General features: G+C 69.5%; 17 protein-coding genes. 8 read left to right on the top strand and 9 right to left on the bottom strand.

All coding sequences use genetic code 11. From position 1 onward, the window contains the following. Nucleotides 1–191: 191 nt before the first annotated feature. Nucleotides 192–911, bottom strand: coding sequence for a FadR/GntR family transcriptional regulator (locus tag OP79_RS42925; protein ID WP_033328561.1), 720 nt, complete (start codon nucleotides 909–911; stop codon nucleotides 192–194). Nucleotides 912–1,083: 172 nt separating this feature from the next. Here OP79_RS42925 and OP79_RS42920 point away from each other — a divergent pair, with 172 nt between their 5' ends. The 4 genes from OP79_RS42920 to OP79_RS42905 all read left to right on the top strand — a co-directional run bounded on the left by OP79_RS42920 (nucleotide 1,084) and on the right by OP79_RS42905 (nucleotide 4,896). Beyond that, nucleotides 1,084–1,602: a gluconokinase gene (locus tag OP79_RS42920; RefSeq protein WP_033328560.1), complete on the top strand. Its 519-nt coding sequence runs from the start codon at nucleotides 1,084–1,086 to the stop codon at nucleotides 1,600–1,602. Between the two features lie 79 nt (nucleotides 1,603–1,681). After that, nucleotides 1,682–3,076 (top strand): GntP family permease, encoded by a 1,395-nt coding sequence (locus OP79_RS42915; RefSeq protein ID WP_033328559.1) that lies wholly within the window; start codon nucleotides 1,682–1,684, stop codon nucleotides 3,074–3,076. A 19-nt stretch (nucleotides 3,077–3,095) separates the two neighbouring features. Continuing rightward, a complete protein-coding gene (locus tag OP79_RS42910; protein WP_033328558.1) occupies nucleotides 3,096–3,857 on the top strand; it encodes a glucose 1-dehydrogenase in 762 nt (253 codons plus the stop codon). Between the two features lie 13 nt (nucleotides 3,858–3,870). Then, on the top strand, nucleotides 3,871–4,896 hold the full coding sequence (locus tag OP79_RS42905; RefSeq protein WP_033328557.1) for an L-idonate 5-dehydrogenase: 1,026 nt from the start codon (nucleotides 3,871–3,873) through the stop codon (nucleotides 4,894–4,896). Between the two features lie 564 nt (nucleotides 4,897–5,460). Here OP79_RS42905 and OP79_RS42900 read toward each other — a convergent pair. From OP79_RS42900 to OP79_RS42880, 5 genes are all read right to left on the bottom strand, one after another. After that, nucleotides 5,461–6,150 (bottom strand): cytochrome b/b6 domain-containing protein, encoded by a 690-nt coding sequence (locus OP79_RS42900; protein ID WP_078492383.1) that lies wholly within the window; start codon nucleotides 6,148–6,150, stop codon nucleotides 5,461–5,463. Further along, complete coding sequence (locus OP79_RS42895; RefSeq protein ID WP_033328555.1) at nucleotides 6,137–6,874, bottom strand: molybdopterin-dependent oxidoreductase; 738 nt, start codon at nucleotides 6,872–6,874, stop codon at nucleotides 6,137–6,139. The genes OP79_RS42900 and OP79_RS42895 overlap by 14 nt, the downstream gene beginning before the upstream one ends. A gap of 69 nt (nucleotides 6,875–6,943) precedes the next feature. Beyond that, on the bottom strand, nucleotides 6,944–8,512 hold the full coding sequence (locus OP79_RS42890) for an APC family permease (RefSeq protein ID WP_033328554.1): 1,569 nt from the start codon (nucleotides 8,510–8,512) through the stop codon (nucleotides 6,944–6,946). A gap of 69 nt (nucleotides 8,513–8,581) precedes the next feature. Continuing rightward, nucleotides 8,582–9,526: a hypothetical protein gene (locus OP79_RS42885; RefSeq protein ID WP_033328553.1), complete on the bottom strand. Its 945-nt coding sequence runs from the start codon at nucleotides 9,524–9,526 to the stop codon at nucleotides 8,582–8,584. A 175-nt stretch (nucleotides 9,527–9,701) separates the two neighbouring features. After that, on the bottom strand, nucleotides 9,702–11,357 hold the full coding sequence (locus tag OP79_RS42880; protein ID WP_033328552.1) for an FAD-binding dehydrogenase: 1,656 nt from the start codon (nucleotides 11,355–11,357) through the stop codon (nucleotides 9,702–9,704). Between the two features lie 176 nt (nucleotides 11,358–11,533). On the opposite strand from OP79_RS42880, the gene OP79_RS42875 reads away from it, so the two are divergent. The 4 genes from OP79_RS42875 to OP79_RS42860 all read left to right on the top strand — a co-directional run bounded on the left by OP79_RS42875 (nucleotide 11,534) and on the right by OP79_RS42860 (nucleotide 14,673). Next, nucleotides 11,534–11,926, top strand: coding sequence for a YidH family protein (locus tag OP79_RS42875; RefSeq protein ID WP_033328551.1), 393 nt, complete (start codon nucleotides 11,534–11,536; stop codon nucleotides 11,924–11,926). A 7-nt stretch (nucleotides 11,927–11,933) separates the two neighbouring features. Next, nucleotides 11,934–12,263, top strand: coding sequence for a DUF202 domain-containing protein (locus OP79_RS42870; protein ID WP_033328550.1), 330 nt, complete (start codon nucleotides 11,934–11,936; stop codon nucleotides 12,261–12,263). Nucleotides 12,264–12,429: 166 nt separating this feature from the next. After that, the gene (locus OP79_RS42865) at nucleotides 12,430–13,452 is read left to right on the top strand and encodes a phosphotransferase family protein (protein ID WP_033328549.1); all 1,023 of its coding nucleotides are present in this window, start codon (nucleotides 12,430–12,432) and stop codon (nucleotides 13,450–13,452) included. A 6-nt stretch (nucleotides 13,453–13,458) separates the two neighbouring features. Beyond that, complete coding sequence (locus OP79_RS42860) at nucleotides 13,459–14,673, top strand: acyl-CoA dehydrogenase family protein (protein ID WP_033328548.1); 1,215 nt, start codon at nucleotides 13,459–13,461, stop codon at nucleotides 14,671–14,673. Between the two features lie 5 nt (nucleotides 14,674–14,678). On the opposite strand, the gene OP79_RS42855 is transcribed toward OP79_RS42860, so the two are convergent. The 3 genes from OP79_RS42855 to OP79_RS42845 all read right to left on the bottom strand — a co-directional run bounded on the left by OP79_RS42855 (nucleotide 14,679) and on the right by OP79_RS42845 (nucleotide 19,320). Next, a complete protein-coding gene (locus tag OP79_RS42855) occupies nucleotides 14,679–15,272 on the bottom strand; it encodes a TetR/AcrR family transcriptional regulator (protein ID WP_033328567.1) in 594 nt (197 codons plus the stop codon). Nucleotides 15,273–15,471: 199 nt separating this feature from the next. Next, the gene (locus tag OP79_RS42850; protein WP_033328547.1) at nucleotides 15,472–16,236 is read right to left on the bottom strand and encodes an SDR family oxidoreductase; all 765 of its coding nucleotides are present in this window, start codon (nucleotides 16,234–16,236) and stop codon (nucleotides 15,472–15,474) included. A gap of 222 nt (nucleotides 16,237–16,458) precedes the next feature. Next, on the bottom strand, nucleotides 16,459–19,320 hold the full coding sequence (locus OP79_RS42845; RefSeq protein ID WP_033328546.1) for a penicillin acylase family protein: 2,862 nt from the start codon (nucleotides 19,318–19,320) through the stop codon (nucleotides 16,459–16,461). Between the last annotated feature and the right edge of the window lie 102 nt (nucleotides 19,321–19,422).

Below are 19,422 nucleotides of genomic sequence, written 5' to 3'. Positions count from 1 at the left end.
TTGGGGGCGCGGGCTTCCCCCGGGGGCGGGCTTGTGCGGCGAGCGGGCTTTCTCGGGGCACGGGCAGGCGCAGGCTTTTCAGGGGCGCGGGGCTGTATCCGATTTGCGGCTCCGCTGCGTGGGCGCGACCAGCCACGACGCACCCGCAGCCGCGACACGACTGTCACCCACCACCCCCGTAGGCGACCCGCTCAACCGCCGGAGGCAGGCGGTGGGGCCAGTATGTCCAGCTCCTGGAGTGCGCCCACCGCGATCTCGCGGGTCAGTTCCTCCGCGCGGGCTGCCTTGCGTTCCCGTACCGCTTCCGCGACCTGGACGTGCAGGGTGACGGCGGCCGGGTCGGGGTCCCAGAACATGACCTCGTGACGGGTGCGGCCCGTCAGGACCTCGGCGACCACGTCGCCGAGGCGGGCGAACATCTCGTTGCCGGACGCGTTGAGGATGACTCGGTGGAAGGCGATGTCGTGGACGAGGTACTTCTCGAGCTGGTGGCCGCGTGAGGTGGCGACCATGCCCAGGGCGCACTCGGTGAGTTCGGCGCACTGTTCGGCGGTGGCGTGCTGGGCGGCCAGGCCTGCGGCGACCGGTTCGACGGCGGAGCGCAGCACGGTGAGCGAGCGCAGCTGGCGCGGGCGGTCGGCGCCCGCGAGACGCCACCGGATGACCTGCGGATCGTAGACGTTCCACTCGGAGGCGGGGAGCACGGTCACGCCGACCCGGCGACGGGACTCGACCAGGTGCATCGACTCCAGGACCCGTACGGCCTCCCGCATCACGGACCGCGACACCTCGAAGCGCTGCGCCAGTTCGTCGGTGCGCAGGACGCTCCCCGGCGGGTACTCACCCGCGGTGATGGCAGGACCGAGGCTCTCCAGTACATGGCCGTGCAGCCCCCGGCCCGGTGTGCTCATGGGGTTCAGCCTACGAGGCAGGACGCGGGACGAAAAAGTCAGACTTTTATGTCACAGACTCTTGAACTCGTATGACCTAATGGGTTTCAGTGTCGTCCACGGATGCGGCACGCGGCCTCGACGTACATCCCGTCGTCGACCGTCCGATGTCGAAGAAGACAGCGAGAGCACGATGAATCAATCGCGGTCCACCCATGTCGTCGTGATCATGGGCGTGGCAGGCACCGGCAAGACCACCATCGGTCCCCTGCTGGCCGACCGGCTCGGCGTGCCGTACGCCGAGGGCGACGACTTCCACCCCGAGGCCAACATCGCCAAGATGTCGGCCGGTACGCCGCTCACCGACGAGGACCGCCGGCCCTGGCTGGACGCCATCGGCCGGTGGGCGCACGGGCGGGCCGGGCTCGGCGGAGTGGTCAGCTGCTCGGCGCTGAAGCGGAGTTACCGCGACCGCTTGCGGGCCTCCGCGCCCGGCGTCGTCTTCGTCCATCTCACGGGTGACCGCAAGCTCATCGAGGACCGGATGGCGCACCGCAAGGGGCACTTCATGCCGACGGCGCTGCTGGACTCCCAGTTCGCCACCCTCCAGCCGCTCCAGTCGGACGAAGCGGGTGTCACCGTGGACGTCTCCGGCAGTCCGGAGGAGATCACCGAGCGGGCTGTGACCGCTCTGCACGGCCTCGAGCTGTAACTCCCCCGCCCAGTAACTCCCCGGGAACCCCCCTGAGCAGTAACTCCCCCTCCCCCCAAGCCACTCAAGGAAAAGCACCGTGACCAGTCTCAGTGTCGAGATGCTGGCAGCGGACCCCGAGCCGATCACCTCGGCGGGTCACGCGCAGCTGGGCATCGCCGTTCTGGCGGGCATCGCCGTCATCGTCCTGCTCATCACCAAGTTCAAGCTGCACGCCTTTCTCGCGCTGACCATCGGGACGCTGGCGCTGGGCGCCATCGCCGGGGCGCCGCTCGACAAGGCCATCGCCAGTTTCAGCGCCGGCCTCGGCTCGACGGTCGCCGGCGTGGGTGTCCTGATCGCCCTCGGTGCCATCCTCGGCAAGCTGCTCGCGGACTCCGGCGGCGCCGACCAGATAGTCGACACGATCCTCGCGAAGGCGGGCGGGCGTTCGATGCCGTGGGCGATGGTGCTGATCGCCTCGGTGATCGGGCTGCCGCTGTTCTTCGAGGTCGGCATCGTGCTGCTGATCCCGGTCGTCCTGATGGTGGCCAAGCGCGGCAACTACTCGCTGATGCGGATCGGCATCCCGGCCCTCGCGGGTCTGTCCGTGATGCACGGTCTGATCCCGCCGCACCCCGGCCCGTTGGTCGCGATCGACACCGTGAAGGCGGACCTCGGTGTCACCCTCGCCCTCGGCCTGCTGGTCGCCATCCCGACCGTGGTCATCGCGGGCCCGATGTTCTCGAAGTACGCGGCCCGCTGGGTGGACGTCCCCGCCCCCGAGAAGATGATCCCCCAGCGCACCTCCGACGACCTGGAGAAGCGTCCCGGCTTCGGCGTCACCATCGCCACCGTGCTGCTGCCGGTCGTGCTGATGCTGGCCAAGGCGCTGGTGGACATCGTCATCGACGATCCCGAGAACACGGTGCAGCGCGTCTTCGACGTGGTCGGCTCCCCGCTGATCGCACTGCTCGCAGCCGTGATCGTCGGCATCTTCACCCTGGGCCGGGCGGCCGGCTTCACCAAGGACCGGATCTCGACGACGGTCGAGAAGTCCCTCGGTCCGATCGCGGGCATCCTGCTCATCGTCGGCGCGGGTGGCGGTTTCAAGCAGACGCTGATCGACTCCGGTGTGGGTCAGATGATCCTCGACATCTCCGAGGACTGGTCGATACCCGCCCTGCTCCTCGCCTGGCTGATCGCGGTGGCGATCCGGCTCGCGACCGGCTCCGCGACCGTCGCCACCATCTCGGCGGCCGGTCTCGTCGCACCGCTCGCGGCCGACATGTCGACCGCACACGCGTCCCTGCTGGTGCTGGCGATCGGTGCCGGTTCGCTGTTCTTCAGCCATGTGAACGACGCGGGGTTCTGGCTGGTGAAGGAGTACTTCGGCCTCGACGTCGGCCAGACGATCAAGACGTGGTCGGTGATGGAGACCCTCATCTCGGTGGTCGCCGGAGGCGTGGTCCTGCTGCTGTCACTGGTCATCTAGCGTCCTTAGGAGTACGGGCATGAGTCACCCTCTCTTCGACATCAGCGGCCGTACGGCACTGGTCACCGGGTCCAGCCGGGGCATCGGCCATGCGCTGGCCCGTGGCCTCGCGGAGGCCGGCTGCACGGTGGTGCTCAACGGCCGGGACGCCACGCGCCTCGCGAAGGCGGCGGCGGAGCTGCCCGGCGAAGCCGTCCACACGGCGGCCTTCGATGTCACGGACGGCCCGTCAGTGGCGGCCGGAATAGCGGAAGTCGAGGAGAGGGTCGGCCCCCTCGACATCCTCGTCAACAACGCGGGGATGCAACTCCGCGCTCCCCTCCTGGAGTTCAAGGACACCGACTGGCACCGGATCATCGACACCAACCTCACGAGCGCGTTCCTGGTGGGCCGGGAAGCCGCCCGCCGGATGACGGAACGTGGCCACGGCAAGATCGTCAACATCTGCTCGCTGCAGAGCGAGGTGGTACGGCCCGGGATCGCGCCGTACGCCGCCACCAAGGGCGCGCTGAAGATGCTCACCAAGGGCATGTGCGCGGACTGGGGACCGCAGGGCGTGCAGGTCAACGGGCTCGGCCCCGGCTACATCGAGACCGAGCTCACCCAACCCCTCGTCGACGACCCCGAGTTCAGCGCCTGGGTGCGGCGGCGTACGCCCGCGGGCCGCTGGGGCCGTACGGATGACCTGGTCGGCGGCCTGCTCTTCCTCGCGTCTCCCGCGGCGGACTTCGTGAGCGGGCAGATCCTGTACGTCGACGGCGGCATGACCAGCGTCCTGTGAAAGGGGCTCCCCGATGCTCGGTTGCGTGATTCACGGCCAGGGAGACCTGCGGGTCGACGAGCTGCCACCTCCCTCCCCCGGCTCCGGCGAGGCGCTCGTCGCCGTACGGTACGGCGGGGTATGCGGCTCCGATCTGCACTACTGGCGGCACGGCGGCGTAGGGGACTTCCGCCTGCGGGAGCCGATGGTGCTCGGGCACGAGGTGGTGGGAACGGTGGTCTCGTACGGGGCCGGGGGTGATGGTCCCGCGCCGGGTACGGCCGTCGCGGTGCACCCGGCGACCGCCTGCGGCTTGTGCCCGGAGTGCGTGTCCGGGCGGCGGAACGTGTGCCGGGACACCCGTTACCTCGGCAGCGCGGCCCGCACACCGCATGTGCAGGGCGGGTTCGCGGCCCAACTGGTTGTGCCCGCCGAGCAGTTGAGGGCCCTGCCCGCCGGGCTTCCGCTGCGCCGGGCCGCGCTGGCCGAGCCGTTGTCCGTCGCGCTGCACGCGGTGCGGCGGGCCGGTGACGTCTCCGGTCGGCACGTCCTGGTCACCGGCGCGGGGCCCATCGGCTGCCTCGTCGTCGCGGCGGCGAAGGCGGCGGGTGCCGCGCGGGTGACGGTCACGGATCTGCTGCCGCGGGCGCTGGAGTACGCGGTGGCGGCCGGGGCGGACGAGGTCGTACGCGCGGACGAGTCCGCCTCTCCCGGCCTGCCCGCGGAGGTCGACGCCGCGATCGAGGCCTCCGGGGTTGCCGCGGGTCTCGACACCTGCCTCCGGCTCGTACGGCGCGGCGGTGTCATCGTCCAGCTCGGCATGCTCCCGCCCGGCCAGACTCCCTTCGCGGGGAACCTCGTGGTCAGCCGCGAGCTCGAACTCCGGGGGTCGTTCCGCTTCGACGTCGAGTTCGACGAGGCGCTGGCGTTGCTCGCGCGGGAGCCCCGGTTCGACGACCTGGTGAGCGCGGTCGTCCCCCTCCGGGAGGCGGAGCCGGCGTTCGCCCTGGCCGCGGACCGTACGAAGTCCTGCAAGGTGCTGCTGGACTTCGAGGGGTAGCGGTCGTGTCTGGTGTGCGGGTGGGTGGGGGGAGGGTTTTCTTTCCCCAAGCCCGCCCCTTCCCGTAACTGGGGGGCTGCGCCCCCAGGCCCCCGCCAGGGGGTGGTGGGTGACAGGTCGTGTCGCGGTTGCGGGTGCGTCGTGGCTGGTCGCGCCCACGCGGCGGAGCCGCAAATCGATACAGCCCCGCGCCCCTGAAAAGCAAAAGCCTGCGGCTCCACTCACCACCAGCCACGATGTGCCCGCGCTTGCCCTCCGGCGGGAGGGGGCGTGGGCCGGTGCGTCGTATGCCCGTCGCGTAGCTTCTGTCTCGGAGAACCCGCACCCTGTACCAGCCCAGGGCCGTATGCCCGCCCTGCGACGGGCTGACGCACCGGCCCACGACCCCGACCCACCCACGCACCCAGGGGCGCGGGGAACGGCGCGACCAGCCACACTCAACCCGCACCCGCCCAACCGCCGGAGGCACCCCGCGGGGAACGGCGCGACCAGCCACAACGCACCCGCAGTCGCCAACAAACCGAACCCACCCACCCGGCAGGCGCCCCGCCCAACAGCCGGAGGCTACCGTCGCCACAGCGAATGCTCCCGCTCCGCCCACTCCCTGCTAACCGCCCCCGTCCGCATCCCTCGCCGCGCCTCCGGATCCGCCAGCGCCATCCCGATGTGCCCGGCCAGGACGATGCCGATCGTCAGGGCCAACCAGTCGTGGACGAACGTCGCGCTGGTACGCCAGACGAGCGGCGTCAGGTGCGTGAACCACATCAACAGGCCCGTGCCGAGCATCACCAGCGTCGCCCCGGCGATCCAGGCCGCGTACGTCTTCTGACCCGCGTTGAACTTCCCGGCCGGACGCGAGGCCGGCCGGGCGTCACGGCGCAGAGCCGCCCGCAGCCACATCCGGTCATGCGGCCCGAACCGGTTCAGCAGCCGCAGGTCCGCGCGGAACGCGCGGGACGCGAGACCCACCAGCACCGGAACCGGCAGCAGCAGCCCCGACCACTCGTGCACCACGACCACCAGCGCACGGCGACCGACCAGTTCCGCCAGCTGGGGCACGTACAGGCAGGCCGCGGTCACCACGCACAGTCCCATCAACACAGCCGTCACGCGATGCACCCACCGCTCGCCCCGGCTGAACCGGCGTACTCGCGCGGACGCGGCGGAAGCGCCGGGTTCGTCGGGCCGTGCCGGACCGGCAGGTCGCGCCGGACCCGCCGCTGCCGCCGACGACGTCGTCTCACGTGGCTTCATCGTCACGTCCGTTCGAGCGCCCCACCCACGCGTCCACGTCGTAGCCGCGCTTCTCCCAGTAGCCGGGACGGACGTCCGACGTGAGGGTGATGCCGGAGAGCCACTTCGCGGACTTGTAGAAGTACATGGGGGCGACGTAGAGGCGGACGGGGCCGCCGTGGGAGTGGGACAGGTCCTTGTCCTGCATACGGAGCGCGACGAGGACGTCGTCGCGGCGGGCCTGGGACAGCGTCAGGCTCTCCGAGTACGCACCGTCGAAGCACGTGAAGCGCACGGCCCCGGCCGAGGACCGCACCCCGGCGGCGTCCAGCAGCTGAGAGAGCCGTACGCCTTCGAAGGGCGTGTCCGGCACCCGCCAGCCCGTGACGCACTGAACGTCGCGGACCATCCGGGTCTGCGGCAGTGTGCGCAGCTCGTCGAGCGTGTACGTGGTGGGGCGGTCCACCAGGCCGTCGATGGTGAGGCGGTAGTCGTCCTCGCCCTTCTTCGGGACGGACGAGGTGACCGAGTAGTAGCGGAAGCCGCCTCCGTTGGGGAGGAGGCCGGTCAGTCCGGTGGGGTCCTTGTCGGCGGCGCCGCCGAGGAAGGACTCGAGGCCTCGCTGGAGCACGGGCGCGGCGGCGACGCCGAGTGCACCGAGTCCGAGCGTGCCGAGCAGGAGCCGCCGCCCTATGGGGGTGCCGCCCGGCTCCGGTTCCGAGGCTGTCGGCTGTTCCGAGTTCACACACTGATTCGAGCACTCCCGGCCCCCGGAAAGCCAGGGGCCAAGGGTGCTCGTCAGTAATCCGTAACACTAATCCGTGCCGGACTCCGCCGCCTTGTCCAGCTGGAACGCCTCGTTCCCGAGCCCGATGCGCGCGTGCGCCTCGGGGTTGCGGGAGCGCAGCAGCAGGCCCTGGAGGAGGCCGAGGACGGCGGCCAGCAGGATGATGCCCGGCAGCACCCAGGTCAGCACGGAACCGGGGCCCGCGCCCACGAGTACGTCGAAGTCCGTGACGGTGTAGAAGGCGATGACCAGGAGCGCGACGCCCGCGACCGCGGACGCGGCCAGCCGCCAGGCCTGCGCACCGGCCGCGCCGCGGCGGACGAAGAAGACGATGACCGAGAGCGAGGCGGTCGCCATGAGCAGGATGACGCCGAGCGCTCCGATGTTGCCGAACCAGGTGAACAGCTGCAGCACGGGCGCGGTCGGGTCACCGGTCGGCTTGTCGTCGGCCACCGCGAAGCCGGCCACGACCAGCACGGCGACGACGGTCTGCAGGAGCGAGCCCGTGCCGGGGGCACCGCTCGTGCCCGCCGTGCGGCCGAACGCGGCGGGCAGCAGCCCCTCGCGGCCCATGGCGAAGGCGTACCGCGCGACGACGTTGTGGAAGCTGAGCAACGCCGCGAACATGCCGGTCACGAACAGGACATGGAGGACATCCGTGAACGTCTCACCGAGCCGCGGCTCGGTGAGGAAGAACAGCAGCCCGGCGCTCTGCTTCTGCGCGGCCCCCACGATCCCGGAGGGTCCGGCGGCGACGGTCAGCGCCCAGGAACTGAACGCGAAGAAGACGGCGACAAAGCCGATCGCGAGGAACATCGCGCGAGGTACCAGGATCTGCGGGCGGCTGGTCTCCTCGGCGTACACCGGCGCCTGCTCGAATCCGGTGAAGGCCGCGATGCAGAAGCACAGCGCCGTGCCGACGCCCGCCCCGGTGAGCGTGTCCGGGTTGAAGGCGTGCAGCGACAGCCCCTCCCCGGCGGGATCGGCGACGGCCGCGACGTCGAAGATCACGACGAGCGCCACCTCGATGAGCAGCAGTACGCCGAGCACGAGCGCGTTCACGTCGATCTTCAGCCAGCCGAGCACGCCGACGACCAGCGCGGCTGCCAACGCCGGTATCCACCAGGCGACTTCGACTTCGAGATAGGTGGCGAACAGCCCGGACACCTCGAAGCCGAAGATGCCGTAGATGCCGACCTGGAGCGCGCTGTAGGCGGCGAGTGCGACGAGGGCGGCGCCCGCCCCCGCGGTGCCGCCGAGGCCGCGTGCGACGTACGCGTAGAAGGCGCCGGCGTTGTGGACGTGGCGGCTCATCTCCGCGTATCCGACGCTGAAGAGGACGAGCACCACGCCGAGGATGACGAAGAGCAGCGGCTGGCCGACGATGCCCATCACCGCGAATGCCGTGGGCATGACACCCGCGACCACCATGAGCGGGGCGGTGGCCGCGAGCACGGACAGGAGCAGGCCCGCCGTGCCGAGCCGGTCGGCGCGCAGCGCGCGCTCCTGCCCCTTGAAGGTGCTGATGCCGCCACCGTCGGCTGCCGGTCTGCTCGTGCTCGAAGTGCTCGAGGTTTTCGAACTGCCCGTCGTCATCGCGGGGTTGTCCTTTCGAGGATCTCGGATGTCATGTGCGGTCGTTCACTGGTCGCTTGTCACGGCGTCTCACGCCGCGCCGAGCACGCTGTCGCGTGCGGCACGGAAGGCGGTGTACGGATCTCGGTCGGGATACCCCCACGGGGCCGGGGTCACGTGCGGCCCGATGCGGTGGAACAGGGCGGCGGCCTCGGCGCCCCGGCCCTCGCAGAACTTGGCATGGGCAAGGAAGTTGAGGTCCACGTAGCTGCGCGGATGATCGTCGCGCTCCCACTCCAGCCACCAGTCGAAGGCGGCCTTCATCACCTGGCGGGCCCGGCGGCCGGCCCAGTGCCCGGAGGCCACCGGATCGGCCGGCTCCCAGCCGGCGGCGGCCAGCACGCGATAGCGCTCGGCGTGCGCGACGACCGGCAGGATCGCCAATGGTGAGTCGGCGGGCGCCTGTTCGGCGGACCAGCCGGCGAAGTCGTACACCTCGTGCAGCGGATCCTGGCCCGCTTCCGGCCTGCGCTCGGCGAGCCGGGCGGTCATCAGATGGTGGGCATGGTGGTGGTCGGGGTGGCGATGGCGTACCTCGTCGAAGAGCCGGACCACGTCCTCGTCGCTGCCCAGGGTGCGCTCCAGCATCAGCAGGCCGAGCCAGGGCGTGGGGTCGGCGGGCGCGAGCGCCACCGCGCTGTGGCAGGCCTTGCGCGCCCGGTCCGGCTTCTCCTTGCCGTTCAGGGCGCGTTGCACGGAGGCGACGGCGAGCAGCACGGCGGCATCGGCGGACTCGGGTTCGGCGAGCAGCCAGTCGCGGGCCCAGGCCTGCGTACTGGACTCCTGCGCGAGCACGGTGACGCGATGCCCGCGGCGGTCCCAGTCGTCGCCGGTCGCCACGAGCAGCGCGCGTACGGCGGCCCACCGGCCCTGCGCCAACGCGGCTCGGGCTGTGATGAGTTCGGTGTCGCCAAGAGCACCGTCGAAGGCATGGGCCGCGCGCTTACGCCCGCGGCCGAGGGGTGGTGGGGACACCGCTGGACTTCCTCACACGGCTGTCACATCAGCGATTGATCACGCACAGCCAACCTCCACCCAACGCTTACGTCAAGCCTGACAGGTTACTTATTTGTGTCAAACGCCTCCGGAAGCGGGCATCGAGGGCCCGGAGTTGGACTCCGGGCCTCAACTTCCTCCCTCAACTCCCCCCTCAGCTCACCGCCTTCGCCGCCGCGCGGCCCGCCGCGCGGCCCGAGAACAGACAACCGCCGAGGAACGTGCCCTCCAGGGACCGGTATCCGTGCACTCCACCGCCGCCGAACCCGGCCGCCTCCCCCGCCGCGTACACACCGGGCAGCGGATCCCCGCCCTCCGTCAGCACCCGCGAGGAGAGGTCCGTCTCCAGGCCGCCGAGGGTCTTGCGGGTGAGGATGTTCAGGCGTACGGCGATCAGCGGCCCGGCCTTGGGATCGAGGATGCGATGCGGGGAGGCCGTACGGATCAGCTTGTCCCCGAGGAACTTTCGGGCCCCACGGATCGCTGTGACCTGGAGATCCTTGGTGAACGGGTTCGCGACCTCCCGGTCGCGCGCGGTGATCTCGCGGCGCAGGGCGGCCTCTTCGACGAGCGGCTCCTTCGTGAGCGCGTTCATGCCGCGGACGAGCGCGCCCAGGTCCTTCTCGACGACGAAGTCGACTCCGTTGTCCATGAAGGCCTTCACCGGACCGGGCACGTCCGCCCGCGCACGTACGAAGACGTCCCTGACGGACTTGCCGGTCAGATCGGGGTTCTGCTCCGAACCCGAGAGCGCGAACTCCTTGCCGATGATCCGCTGGTTGAGCACGAACCACGTGTAGTCGTAGCCGCTCTTCATGATGTGCTCCAGCGTGCCGAGCGTGTCGAAGCCCGGGAAGAGCGGCACGGGCAGTCGCTTGCCCCGCGCGTCCAGCCACAGCGACGACGGTCCGGGCAGGATGCGGATGCCGTGGTTGTTCCAGATGGGGTTCCAGTTCTGGATGCCCTCGGTGTAGTGCCACATGCGGTCGCGGTTGATGAGGCGCGCGCCCGCGTCCTCGGCGATGGCGAGCATCTTGCCGTCGACGTGCGCGGGCACGCCGGAGATCATCCGCTCCGGTGGACTGCCAAGGCTCTGAGGCCAGTTGGCACGTACGAGATCGTGGTTGCCGCCGATACCGCCCGAGGTGACGATCACCGCCTGGGCCCGCAGCTCGAAGGCACCGGTGACCGTACGGCTGCTCTCCTGACCACGCTCGATGTCCGAGGGGTCGAGAATCTCCCCGGTGACCGTGTCCACCGTTCCCGCGCTGCGCGAAAGCCCGGTGACGCGGTGCCGGAACTTGAGCTGTACGAGCCCCCGCGCCACCCCTTCCCGCACCCGCCGCTCGAAGGGCGCGACCAGCCCGGGCCCGGTGCCCCAGGTGATGTGGAAGCGCGGTACGGAGTTGCCGTGCCCGTTCGCGTCGTAGCCACCGCGCTCGGCCCAGCCCACCACCGGGAAGAACCGCACACCCTGACCGTGCAGCCAGGACCGCTTCTCACCGGACGCGAAGTCGACGTACGCCTCTGCCCACTTCCGCGGCCAGTGGTCCTCGGAACGGTCGAAGGCGGCGGTGCCCATCCAGTCCTGGAGCGCCAGCGCATGGCTGTCCTTGATCCGCAGACGGCGCTGCTCCGGCGAGTTCACGAAGAACAGTCCGCCGAACGACCAGTGCGCCTGACCGCCGATCGACTGCTCCGGCTCCTGGTCGAGAAGGATCACCTTGCGGCCCGCGTCGACGAGCTCCGCGGTCGCCGCCAGGCCGGCGAGGCCCGCCCCGATCACGATCACATCTGCGTCGTACGCCATGAGCAGGTCCTCCTCGGCATTGTTACTGGCGCTTAGCTCCGGTCTCGGAGAACCCGCACCGTGTACCAGGCCAGGGCCGTATGCCCGCCCTGCGACGGGCTGACGCACCGGCCCACGACCCCGCACCCACCACCCCCGTAGTCCCCGCCCAACCGCCGGAGGCATAGGGTCCCAACGTGATCGAATTCGTGCGGAACGTCCGCCTGTGGTTCGCCCCCGGGCGGATCAGGGAGGACGGCGCGACGCCCGACTACAGGTTCTCGCTCGCCAACGAACGCACGTTCCTGGCGTGGCTGCGCACTGCCCTCGCCCTGATCGGCGGAGGCTTCGCGGTGGATCAGTTTCTGCCGGATCTGCGGTGGGGCTGGCGCGTAGGGCTGGCACTCGGACTGCTGGGCGCCGGCGTGCTGTGTTCGTTGCGGGCGGTGAACCACTGGGTGCGATGCGAGCGGGCGATGCGCAGAGGCGAGGACCTGCCCGTGTCCCGCTTTCCGGCCCTGCTGAGCATCGTGATCGCGATCGTCGCCGTCGCGATGGTCATGGTCGTACTCTTCGGCTGGGAAGGCTGACAGCGACGTGACCGAACCCGACCGAGATTCCCGTGACCCCGGCCTGCAGCCGGAACGTACACGGCTGGCATGGCGACGTACGACCCTCGCCGGCACCGTCGTCGCCGTACTGGCCGCCAGAACCGCCCTCCAAAGCGGTCCGACGGCCGCAAGGGTCCTCATCTGCGCCCTGTGCGCGGCACTCTGGCTGGGCTTCCTCACCGTCGCCCATCACCGCATCCGCACCCTGGCGACGGCCGACAGCGGCGGCCCCGCGGCGCTCACCCCGAAGCACGCGACCGCCGCCGCCGGGTACACCGTGGCCCTGGCCGTCTGCGCGGCGGCGCTCGTCCTGTGAAGAGCCGGGGAGCGGACCCGTTCGCGTACATTCACCCAGGCCGGGTAGCCAACAGCAGACCCCGCGCGATCGAGAGACCAATCACGTTTCGCCGCCGCACTGGACGACATACCGACCGGTCGGCATCATGATGAGAACCCCATACACCGGCGTACGGAGGAACACGATGAGCCCAGACCACCCGCCAGGTCTTGATCTTGACCGACTGCGCGGCCTGCTCGATGCCGAGCGGCCCGGTCTGGTCCACGGCCCGCTGACGGGCCGGCTGATCGAGGGCGGACGGTCGAACCTCACGTACGCCGTGACGGACGGCAGCGCGAAGTGGGTCGTCCGACGGCCTCCGCTGGGCCATGTGCTGGCCACCGCGCACGACATGAAGCGCGAGCACCGGGTGATCAGCGCGCTGTATCCGACGGCCGTGCCGGTGCCGCGTCCGGTGCTGCTGTGCGAGGACAAGGAGGTGCTGGGCGCGCCGTTCTACGTCATGGACTTCGTGGAGGGCACGCCGTACCGGACGGCCGAGCAGCTCGCCCCGCTCGGCCCGGAGCGCACCCGCGACGCGGTGCTGAGCCTCGTCGACACGCTGGTCGAACTGCACGCGGTGGACCCCGCCGAGGTGGGACTCGCGGACTTCGGGCGCCCTGAGGGTTTCCTGGACCGGCAACTGCGGCGCTGGGGCAAGCAGTTGGACGCCTCCCGCAATCGGGAGCTGGCCGGGATCGACGAACTGCACGCCGCGCTGGGGCGCGAGCTGCCGAACTCCCCCACGGCCACGGTCGTGCACGGCGACTACCGCCTCGACAACGTACTGATCGGTGAGGGCGACCGGATCACGGCCATCCTCGACTGGGAGATGTCGACGCTCGGCGATCCGCTCACCGACCTGGGGCTGCTGGTGATGTACAGCATCCCGCTGACGCTGCCCGACTCGCCCATTTCCACCACCGCTTCGGCCGCCGGGCACCCTCAGCCCGCCGAGCTGATCGAGCGGTACGCCGCGCGCTCGGGGCGCGACGTGTCCGCCGTCGCCTGGTACACGGCGTTCGCCTGGTTCAAGCTGGCCGTGATCCTCGAAGGCATCCACTACCGCTACACGCTCGGCCAGACGGTCGGCGCGGGCTTCGACCGCATCGGCGAGCTGGTGCCCGTGTTCGTCGAGAACGGCCTGACCACACTTCAGGAAGGCTGACCAGCCATGGACTTCGCTTTCGACGCGCGCACCGAGGAACTGCGCGGCAAGCTCCTCGCCTTCATGGACGAGTACGTCTATCCGGCCGAGACAGTCGCCCATGAGCAGCGGGCCAATCTCGCTTCGCCGTGGGACACCCCTGCTGTCGTAGAGGAGTTGAAAGCCGAGGCGCGGCGGCAGGGGCTGTGGAACCTCTTCCTCCCGGACAGCGAGTACGGTGCCGGGCTGACCAATCTCCAGTACGCGCCGCTGGCCGAAATCACCGGCCGCTCCCCCCACTTGGCGCCGACGGCGACGAACTGCGCGGCGCCTGACACCGGCAACATGGAGGTGCTCACGCAGTTCGGCGACGAGCAGCAGAAGAAGCAGTGGCTCCAGCCGCTGCTCGCGGGTGAGATCCGCTCGGCGTTCGCGATGACGGAACCCGAGGTGGCCTCGTCCGACGCCACGAACATCACCACTCGCATCGAGCGCGAGGGCGACGAGTACGTCATCACCGGCCGCAAGTGGTACATCTCCGGGGCGATGAACCCGGACTGCAGGATCTTCATCGTGATGGGCAAGACGGACCCGGACGGGGCCGATATCCGGCGTCAACAGTCCATGGTCCTTGTACCCCGCGACACCCCGGGCGTCGAGATCCGCCGCGCGATGCAGGTCTACGGCTACGAGGACCACTCCCACGGCGGCCACGCGGAGGTCGTCTTCGACCGGGCGCGGGTTCCCGTGAGCAATCTGATCGGCGAGGAGGGCGGCGGCTTCGCCATCGCCCAGGCGCGGCTCGGTCCGGGCCGTATCCACCACTGCATGCGGCTGATCGGCATGGCGGAACGGGCCATCGAGCTGATGTGCCGACGGGCCGTCTCACGCACCGCCTTCGGCAAGCCGCTCGCCCAGCAGGGCGTCGTGCAGAACTGGATCGCGGACGCGCGCGTGGCCGTCGAGCAGCTGCGGCTGCTGGTCCTGAAGACGGCCTGGATGATGGACACCGTCGGCAATCGCGGTGCGCACACCGAGATCCAGGCGATCAAGATCGCGACTCCGCGGACGGTCGTCGACATCCTCGACAAGGCCGTTCAGCTGCACGGCGCGGGCGGCGTCAGCCAGGACTTCCCGCTGGCCGAACTGTGGGCGAGCGCCCGCACGTTGAAGCTCGCCGACGGTCCGGACGAGGTGCACCAGCGGTCACTGGCGCGCCGGGAGATCAAGCAGTATCTGTAGTTCCCTCAGGGGCGCAGAGCCCGCAGCAGCAGGTCGGCGAGATGGTCGGCCACCTGCTGCGGGCTCAGCGGGCCGTCGGGGCTGTACCACGTCGGCAGGTGGTGGACGGAGCCGAAGTGGTAGTCCACCACCAGGTCGGCGGGCGTCGCCTTGGAGAAGACGCCCGATTCCTGGCCCTCCTCGATCAGGGCGCGGAAACGTTCGTGGTAGCTGCGGCGCTCGGCACGCACCTGCTTGTTCTTCTCGGGGCTGAGGTGGTGCATGGACCGCCAGAAGATCGCCGCGTCGTCGAGGTTCTCGATCGTTGTGACCACCACGTCGGCAGCGGCCCCCCGCAGCCGCTCCTCGACGGGTGCGTCGGCGCCCGCGAAAGCGTCCAGCCGCTCCTGCTGCAGGCGCAGCACGCGCGCGTACACCTCGTGCAGCAGATCGTCCTTGGAACCGAAGTAGTGGTACAGCGCACCCTTGGTGACGCCCGCCGCCTCGACGATCTCCTGCACCGAGGTGCGGTCGTATCCCTGCTCGGCGAAGAGTCTGGTGGCCGCTGCCAGCAGTCGCCTCGGGACGGGCGTACCGTCCCCTTCCATCGTCCTGGGCACCGCCGCCACCTGCCTTTCGAAAGTCACCGACCGTTGTCCCTGCCGCCCGCACTGTCCGAGCGCGTCCCCGCGGAGGATCTTCTCACTGTCCGTTTTCGGCAAGCAGAGCAGGATCACGCGGGTGTGTACGGGGCCAGTCTCTCCCTGTGCTGCGAGGCGAGTGCGCCGGGGTCCGATTTGACGGCGTACAGGCGAGTCGTCACCGGCCGTCCGCCTCCCACTTCTGCTGGATGTGGTTCATGTTCGTCAGCCAGCGGTCCGGGTCGGTGGCCCTTGCCTGGTAGTACCCGGCGACCTCCGGATGCGGCAGGATCAGGAACCGGTCCTCCTCGATCCCCGCGAAGAGCGCGTCCGCGACCGCCTCGGGCTCGATCGCGGTCGGCTGGAGCACAAGGTCGCCCGCACTGCCCGTGTTGGCCAGCATGTCCGTCCGTACGCCCTGAGGGCAGATCGCGTGCACCTTCACGCCACGATGGCGGTACGTCAGCGACAGCCACTCGGCGAAGGCGTACGCACCGTGCTTGGTGACGCTGTAGGGCGCGGCACCGACCATCGTGAGCAGCCCCGCCGCCGAGACCGTCGAAACGAAACGGCCGCTGCCCCGCTCCAGCCAGTCAGGAATCAGCTCATGCGCCGCCCGCACGTGTGCCATGACGTTCACATCCCAGGCCAACGCCCAGACCTTCTCATCGGCCGCTTCCGTACCGCCCGAAGCGAGCCCCGCATTGGCACAGTAGACATCGACCCTGCCATCGAGCACGTCCCGAGCCTCGGCCACGATCGCGGAGGCATCCCCCGGCACCGCGACACCACCGATCTCCTCGGCGACTACCTGAGCCTTCACACCATCGAGATCGTTGACGACAACCCGAGCCCCGGCGGCAGCGAACCGACGAGCCAACGCGGCCCCGATCCCACCCCCCGCTCCGGTGACGACCACCCCGGCATCCCGCACGGCTTCCACCCTCGGTCTCCTTCGACACGACGCGACACTACGGTCAGACTAACCGGTCGGTATGTTGGGAGGGAAGGGAAGGAACACCCTGTAGGACACGGCCCCGAAGCCATCAGTCACCACCATCGCAACCGCACTTTCAACAGGCGCCTCGGCCTCAGTCGCACAAAGCGGCGGTGGAAGCGAGGAAACCCCGCCCCCACCGCCGGAGGGAACCGCTACCGGGAGCTGTTACCGATGCCCCGGGAACTCCACCACCTGCTGATACGTGGGCCGGTTCTGCCACTGGATCGGCCGGTGGGTGATGCCACCGACCGCTCGCTGGACGATGGCGTCCGAGCACCACTGGTCGCCGGCCGAGCAGACGTTGTCGCCCGGGTAGACCTCGTTTGCGGGCTTGGCCGCGGCCTGGCCCAGGCTCGTCAGCAGAGCTGTCCGGCAGGCGTCGAGGTTGCCGTCGCCGCAGTACGTGCGGCCCAGCTTGCCCTCCACCGGGTCACCCAGGACCGTACGGAGGTCCTTGTCGACGTAGCCCCACCAGCCGTACTGGAAGGCCGAGCCCGCGTGCGCGCCGGTCGCGCCGTGGCCGGCGGACGGTGACTCGTCGACCGTGAGCTGCGCGGTCAGCGCGTCCCACAGTTCCTGCCCGAGCCCCGGCTTGAACTCGGCCTCGACGAGCAGTGGCCACCACGCGTCCATGACCCGGATCGCGTCCGTGTGCGCGTACTTCTTCGAGTTCGCGGACGTCTGCTTGCGCTGGGCACCCGCCTTGAGCCAGGCCTCCAGCTGGTCGACCGCCTTGACCTGCGCCGGATCACTGATCGGCTTGCTGCGCAGAACCTTGAGGAGTTCCGGCAGCACCTGCTCGCCGCGCAGATCGACGACCGCGGCCTCGGCCATCGCCTTGGTCAGGGACGCCCTGGTGACACCCCCCTTCTCGACGAGCTTCTTCACCCGGTCGTCGAGGAGATCACCGCGATGGACCGCGCCCATGCTGAAGTTGGCGGAACTGAAGTCCTTGACCTGCTTGTTGTTCCAGGAGACGTAGTAGTCCTGGTTGAGCGACTGCGGATGCTCGGCGGGCGGCGCCAGCGCGGCCGTGTTGTGCTCCGGGTCGAAGTCCCGCCACTCGTATGCCTTCTCGGCCTTCACCGGGAAGGACCCGTCGACGTCCTTCGCGCGCACCGGGTGACTGCCGCTCATGTAGTAGGCGGTGTCACGGGAGTCCGCGTAGAACCAGTTGAAGGCGTACGAGATGTTCTGTGCCGCCTTCTGGAAGGACTTCGCGTCCTTCACGTACGAGGGGTCGTTCATCATCTGGAAGCCGATGACGGAGTCGGCCTCGTGGCGGTAGGTGGAGCGCAGTGAGGTGTACGCGTAGGGCTTGCCGTCGATGGTCGCGCGGTGCGTGACGACGCCGTAGTTCGTTCTGAAGACCTGCATCCGGTAGGAGCCGGCGGCTGTGGAGTCGGCGACCGACGGCTTCCAGGCGTTGGTCTTCTCCATCTTCTCCATGGGGGTGCAGACGCCGCGGTAGAGGTACGACGTGGACTGCTTGGTGGGCGTGCCGCCGCCCGGCTCGCACAGCTGAAGGGCGTACGAGTCGGTGATGTCCTGGTGTGAGGAGGTGGCCGACCAGGAGTAGTCCTGGCCGCGGCCGAGCTGTACGTACATGCCGACGCCTGCGAAGGAGACGCCGCGGGCGCTGATGCCGGGACCCTGGAGTTCCTGCATCATCAGCAACTGCGGTGCGAAATAGCCGGTCTGCGGGCCGAAGACGGCGATCGGGTTGCCGCTGGCCGTGTGCTTCCCGGAGACCATCAGGGCGTTGGACATGCCCTTCTTGGTCGCACCGCCGCTGAAGAGGTCCTCGGGGAGGACTCCTTCGTTGAAGGCTCCCTTCAGGGGCTTCAGCCTGCTCGGCGTCTTCACCGAAGTGGTGGTCGCCTGCGCGCCCGACCGGGCGGCGCCCGTGCGGTCGTGGATCAGCTGCTCCTTCTCGACAGAGCCCGGATCCGGCAGGGCGGTGCCCTTCGGGTTCTCGGGCTTCGTCCCGTACGGGAAGCTGCTGCCGTCGTGGAGGGTCAGTACGGTCTCGGGGTCGTTGCGTCCGCGGAACGACTCCCAGACCTTGCTGCCTTCCTCGACGCCGTACTTCTGCTGGGCCTCGAGGAGGGAGATCGCGGACTCGACCTCTCCGCCGCCGCCGGTGCCGAAGAGGGCGCCCACGACGGAGGCGAGCGCGATCATGTCGGTCACCTTGAAGGGCTCGATCTCGCCCACGTTGGTGACCGAGTCGATCTTGCCGGTGAGGACGTACTCGCCGGGGAAGTAGCGGCCGTTCTTCGCTGCCACCCGGTAGGCGTTGAGGCCGTCGACATAGGCCTGCGCGTCCTCCATGGCCTGCTTGCCGCGCTCTCCGGAGTTGTTGAGCAGCCAGTCGACCTGCTTCTGGAAGTCGGCCTCCGTGTACGGGGCCTGCGGCCAGAACTGCTGCTCCAGGCCCTGGTTGGACTCCGCGCCACCCGCGAACGGGGTCAACTCGCCGCGTCCGATGTGCCGGAACAGGTCGATGAGCCACATCCGGTCCTGGCCGGCCGCGTAGCCCGCGCCGAACTCGGTGCCGTAGCGCGTGCTGCCCTTGATGTGGGGGATGCCGTACTTCTTGTCGCGCGTGATCGTCACGTCGTCACGGGGCTTGGTGACGGAGGCGACCTGGTCGGAGGGGACGCCGAAGGAGGCGTCGGCGTAGAAATTCTTGAGGGTGTCGTTGGTCAGGGACGGGTACCCGGACGACAGCGCGTCGTACGGGCCGAGTTGATCGTCCGCGTGCGCCGGCTGCGAACCGAACAGCTGATTGCCGAGGATCTCGGCGAGCGTGGCACTGCCGTTGGTACCCGGCGGCAGGATGTCCGCGCACTGCCCCTCGCAGTAGTCGGTCGCCTTCGGCTCCGGATCGGCGGCAGCCGACTGTTGCAGCGGTGACAGCAGGCCGACAGTGAGAACGAACACTGATGCGGCCTTCAGGAACCCCGCGAATCTGCGGGGAGTTCTCAGGCCGTGGGGGGTGGTGCGTGGGGTGCGCCGTCGCATTAGTGCTCCTCCCGACATTGATGCGCTGGAGGTTACCGCCGGTAGCCCAGAAGTTGAAGATGAGCAGGAGTCACCTTTTGGCGTCGCAACGACTGGGCGATC

This window comes from Streptomyces yerevanensis (genome assembly GCF_000716805.1).
Lineage (GTDB): Bacteria > Actinomycetota > Actinomycetes > Streptomycetales > Streptomycetaceae > Streptomyces > Streptomyces flaveus.
The sequence above is the reverse complement of the archived record's forward strand: the minus strand, read 5'-3'. Positions and strand labels throughout refer to the sequence as shown.

Bases quoted from the DNA above. Each gene is read 5' to 3' on its own strand.
- OP79_RS42925 (WP_033328561.1), bottom strand. From the start codon at position 911: ATGAGCACACCGGGCCGGGGGCTGCACGGCCATGTACTGGAGAGCCTC.
- OP79_RS42920 (WP_033328560.1), top strand. From the start codon at position 1,084: ATGAATCAATCGCGGTCCACCCATGTCGTCGTGATCATGGGCGTGGCA.
- OP79_RS42910 (WP_033328558.1), top strand. From the start codon at position 3,096: ATGAGTCACCCTCTCTTCGACATCAGCGGCCGTACGGCACTGGTCACC.
- OP79_RS42905 (WP_033328557.1), top strand. From the start codon at position 3,871: ATGCTCGGTTGCGTGATTCACGGCCAGGGAGACCTGCGGGTCGACGAG.
- OP79_RS42900 (WP_078492383.1), bottom strand. From the start codon at position 6,150: ATGAAGCCACGTGAGACGACGTCGTCGGCGGCAGCGGCGGGTCCGGCG.
- OP79_RS42890 (WP_033328554.1), bottom strand. From the start codon at position 8,512: ATGACGACGGGCAGTTCGAAAACCTCGAGCACTTCGAGCACGAGCAGA.
- OP79_RS42880 (WP_033328552.1), bottom strand. From the start codon at position 11,357: ATGGCGTACGACGCAGATGTGATCGTGATCGGGGCGGGCCTCGCCGGC.
- OP79_RS42865 (WP_033328549.1), top strand. From the start codon at position 12,430: ATGAGCCCAGACCACCCGCCAGGTCTTGATCTTGACCGACTGCGCGGC.
- OP79_RS42860 (WP_033328548.1), top strand. From the start codon at position 13,459: ATGGACTTCGCTTTCGACGCGCGCACCGAGGAACTGCGCGGCAAGCTC.
- OP79_RS42845 (WP_033328546.1), bottom strand. From the start codon at position 19,320: ATGCGACGGCGCACCCCACGCACCACCCCCCACGGCCTGAGAACTCCC.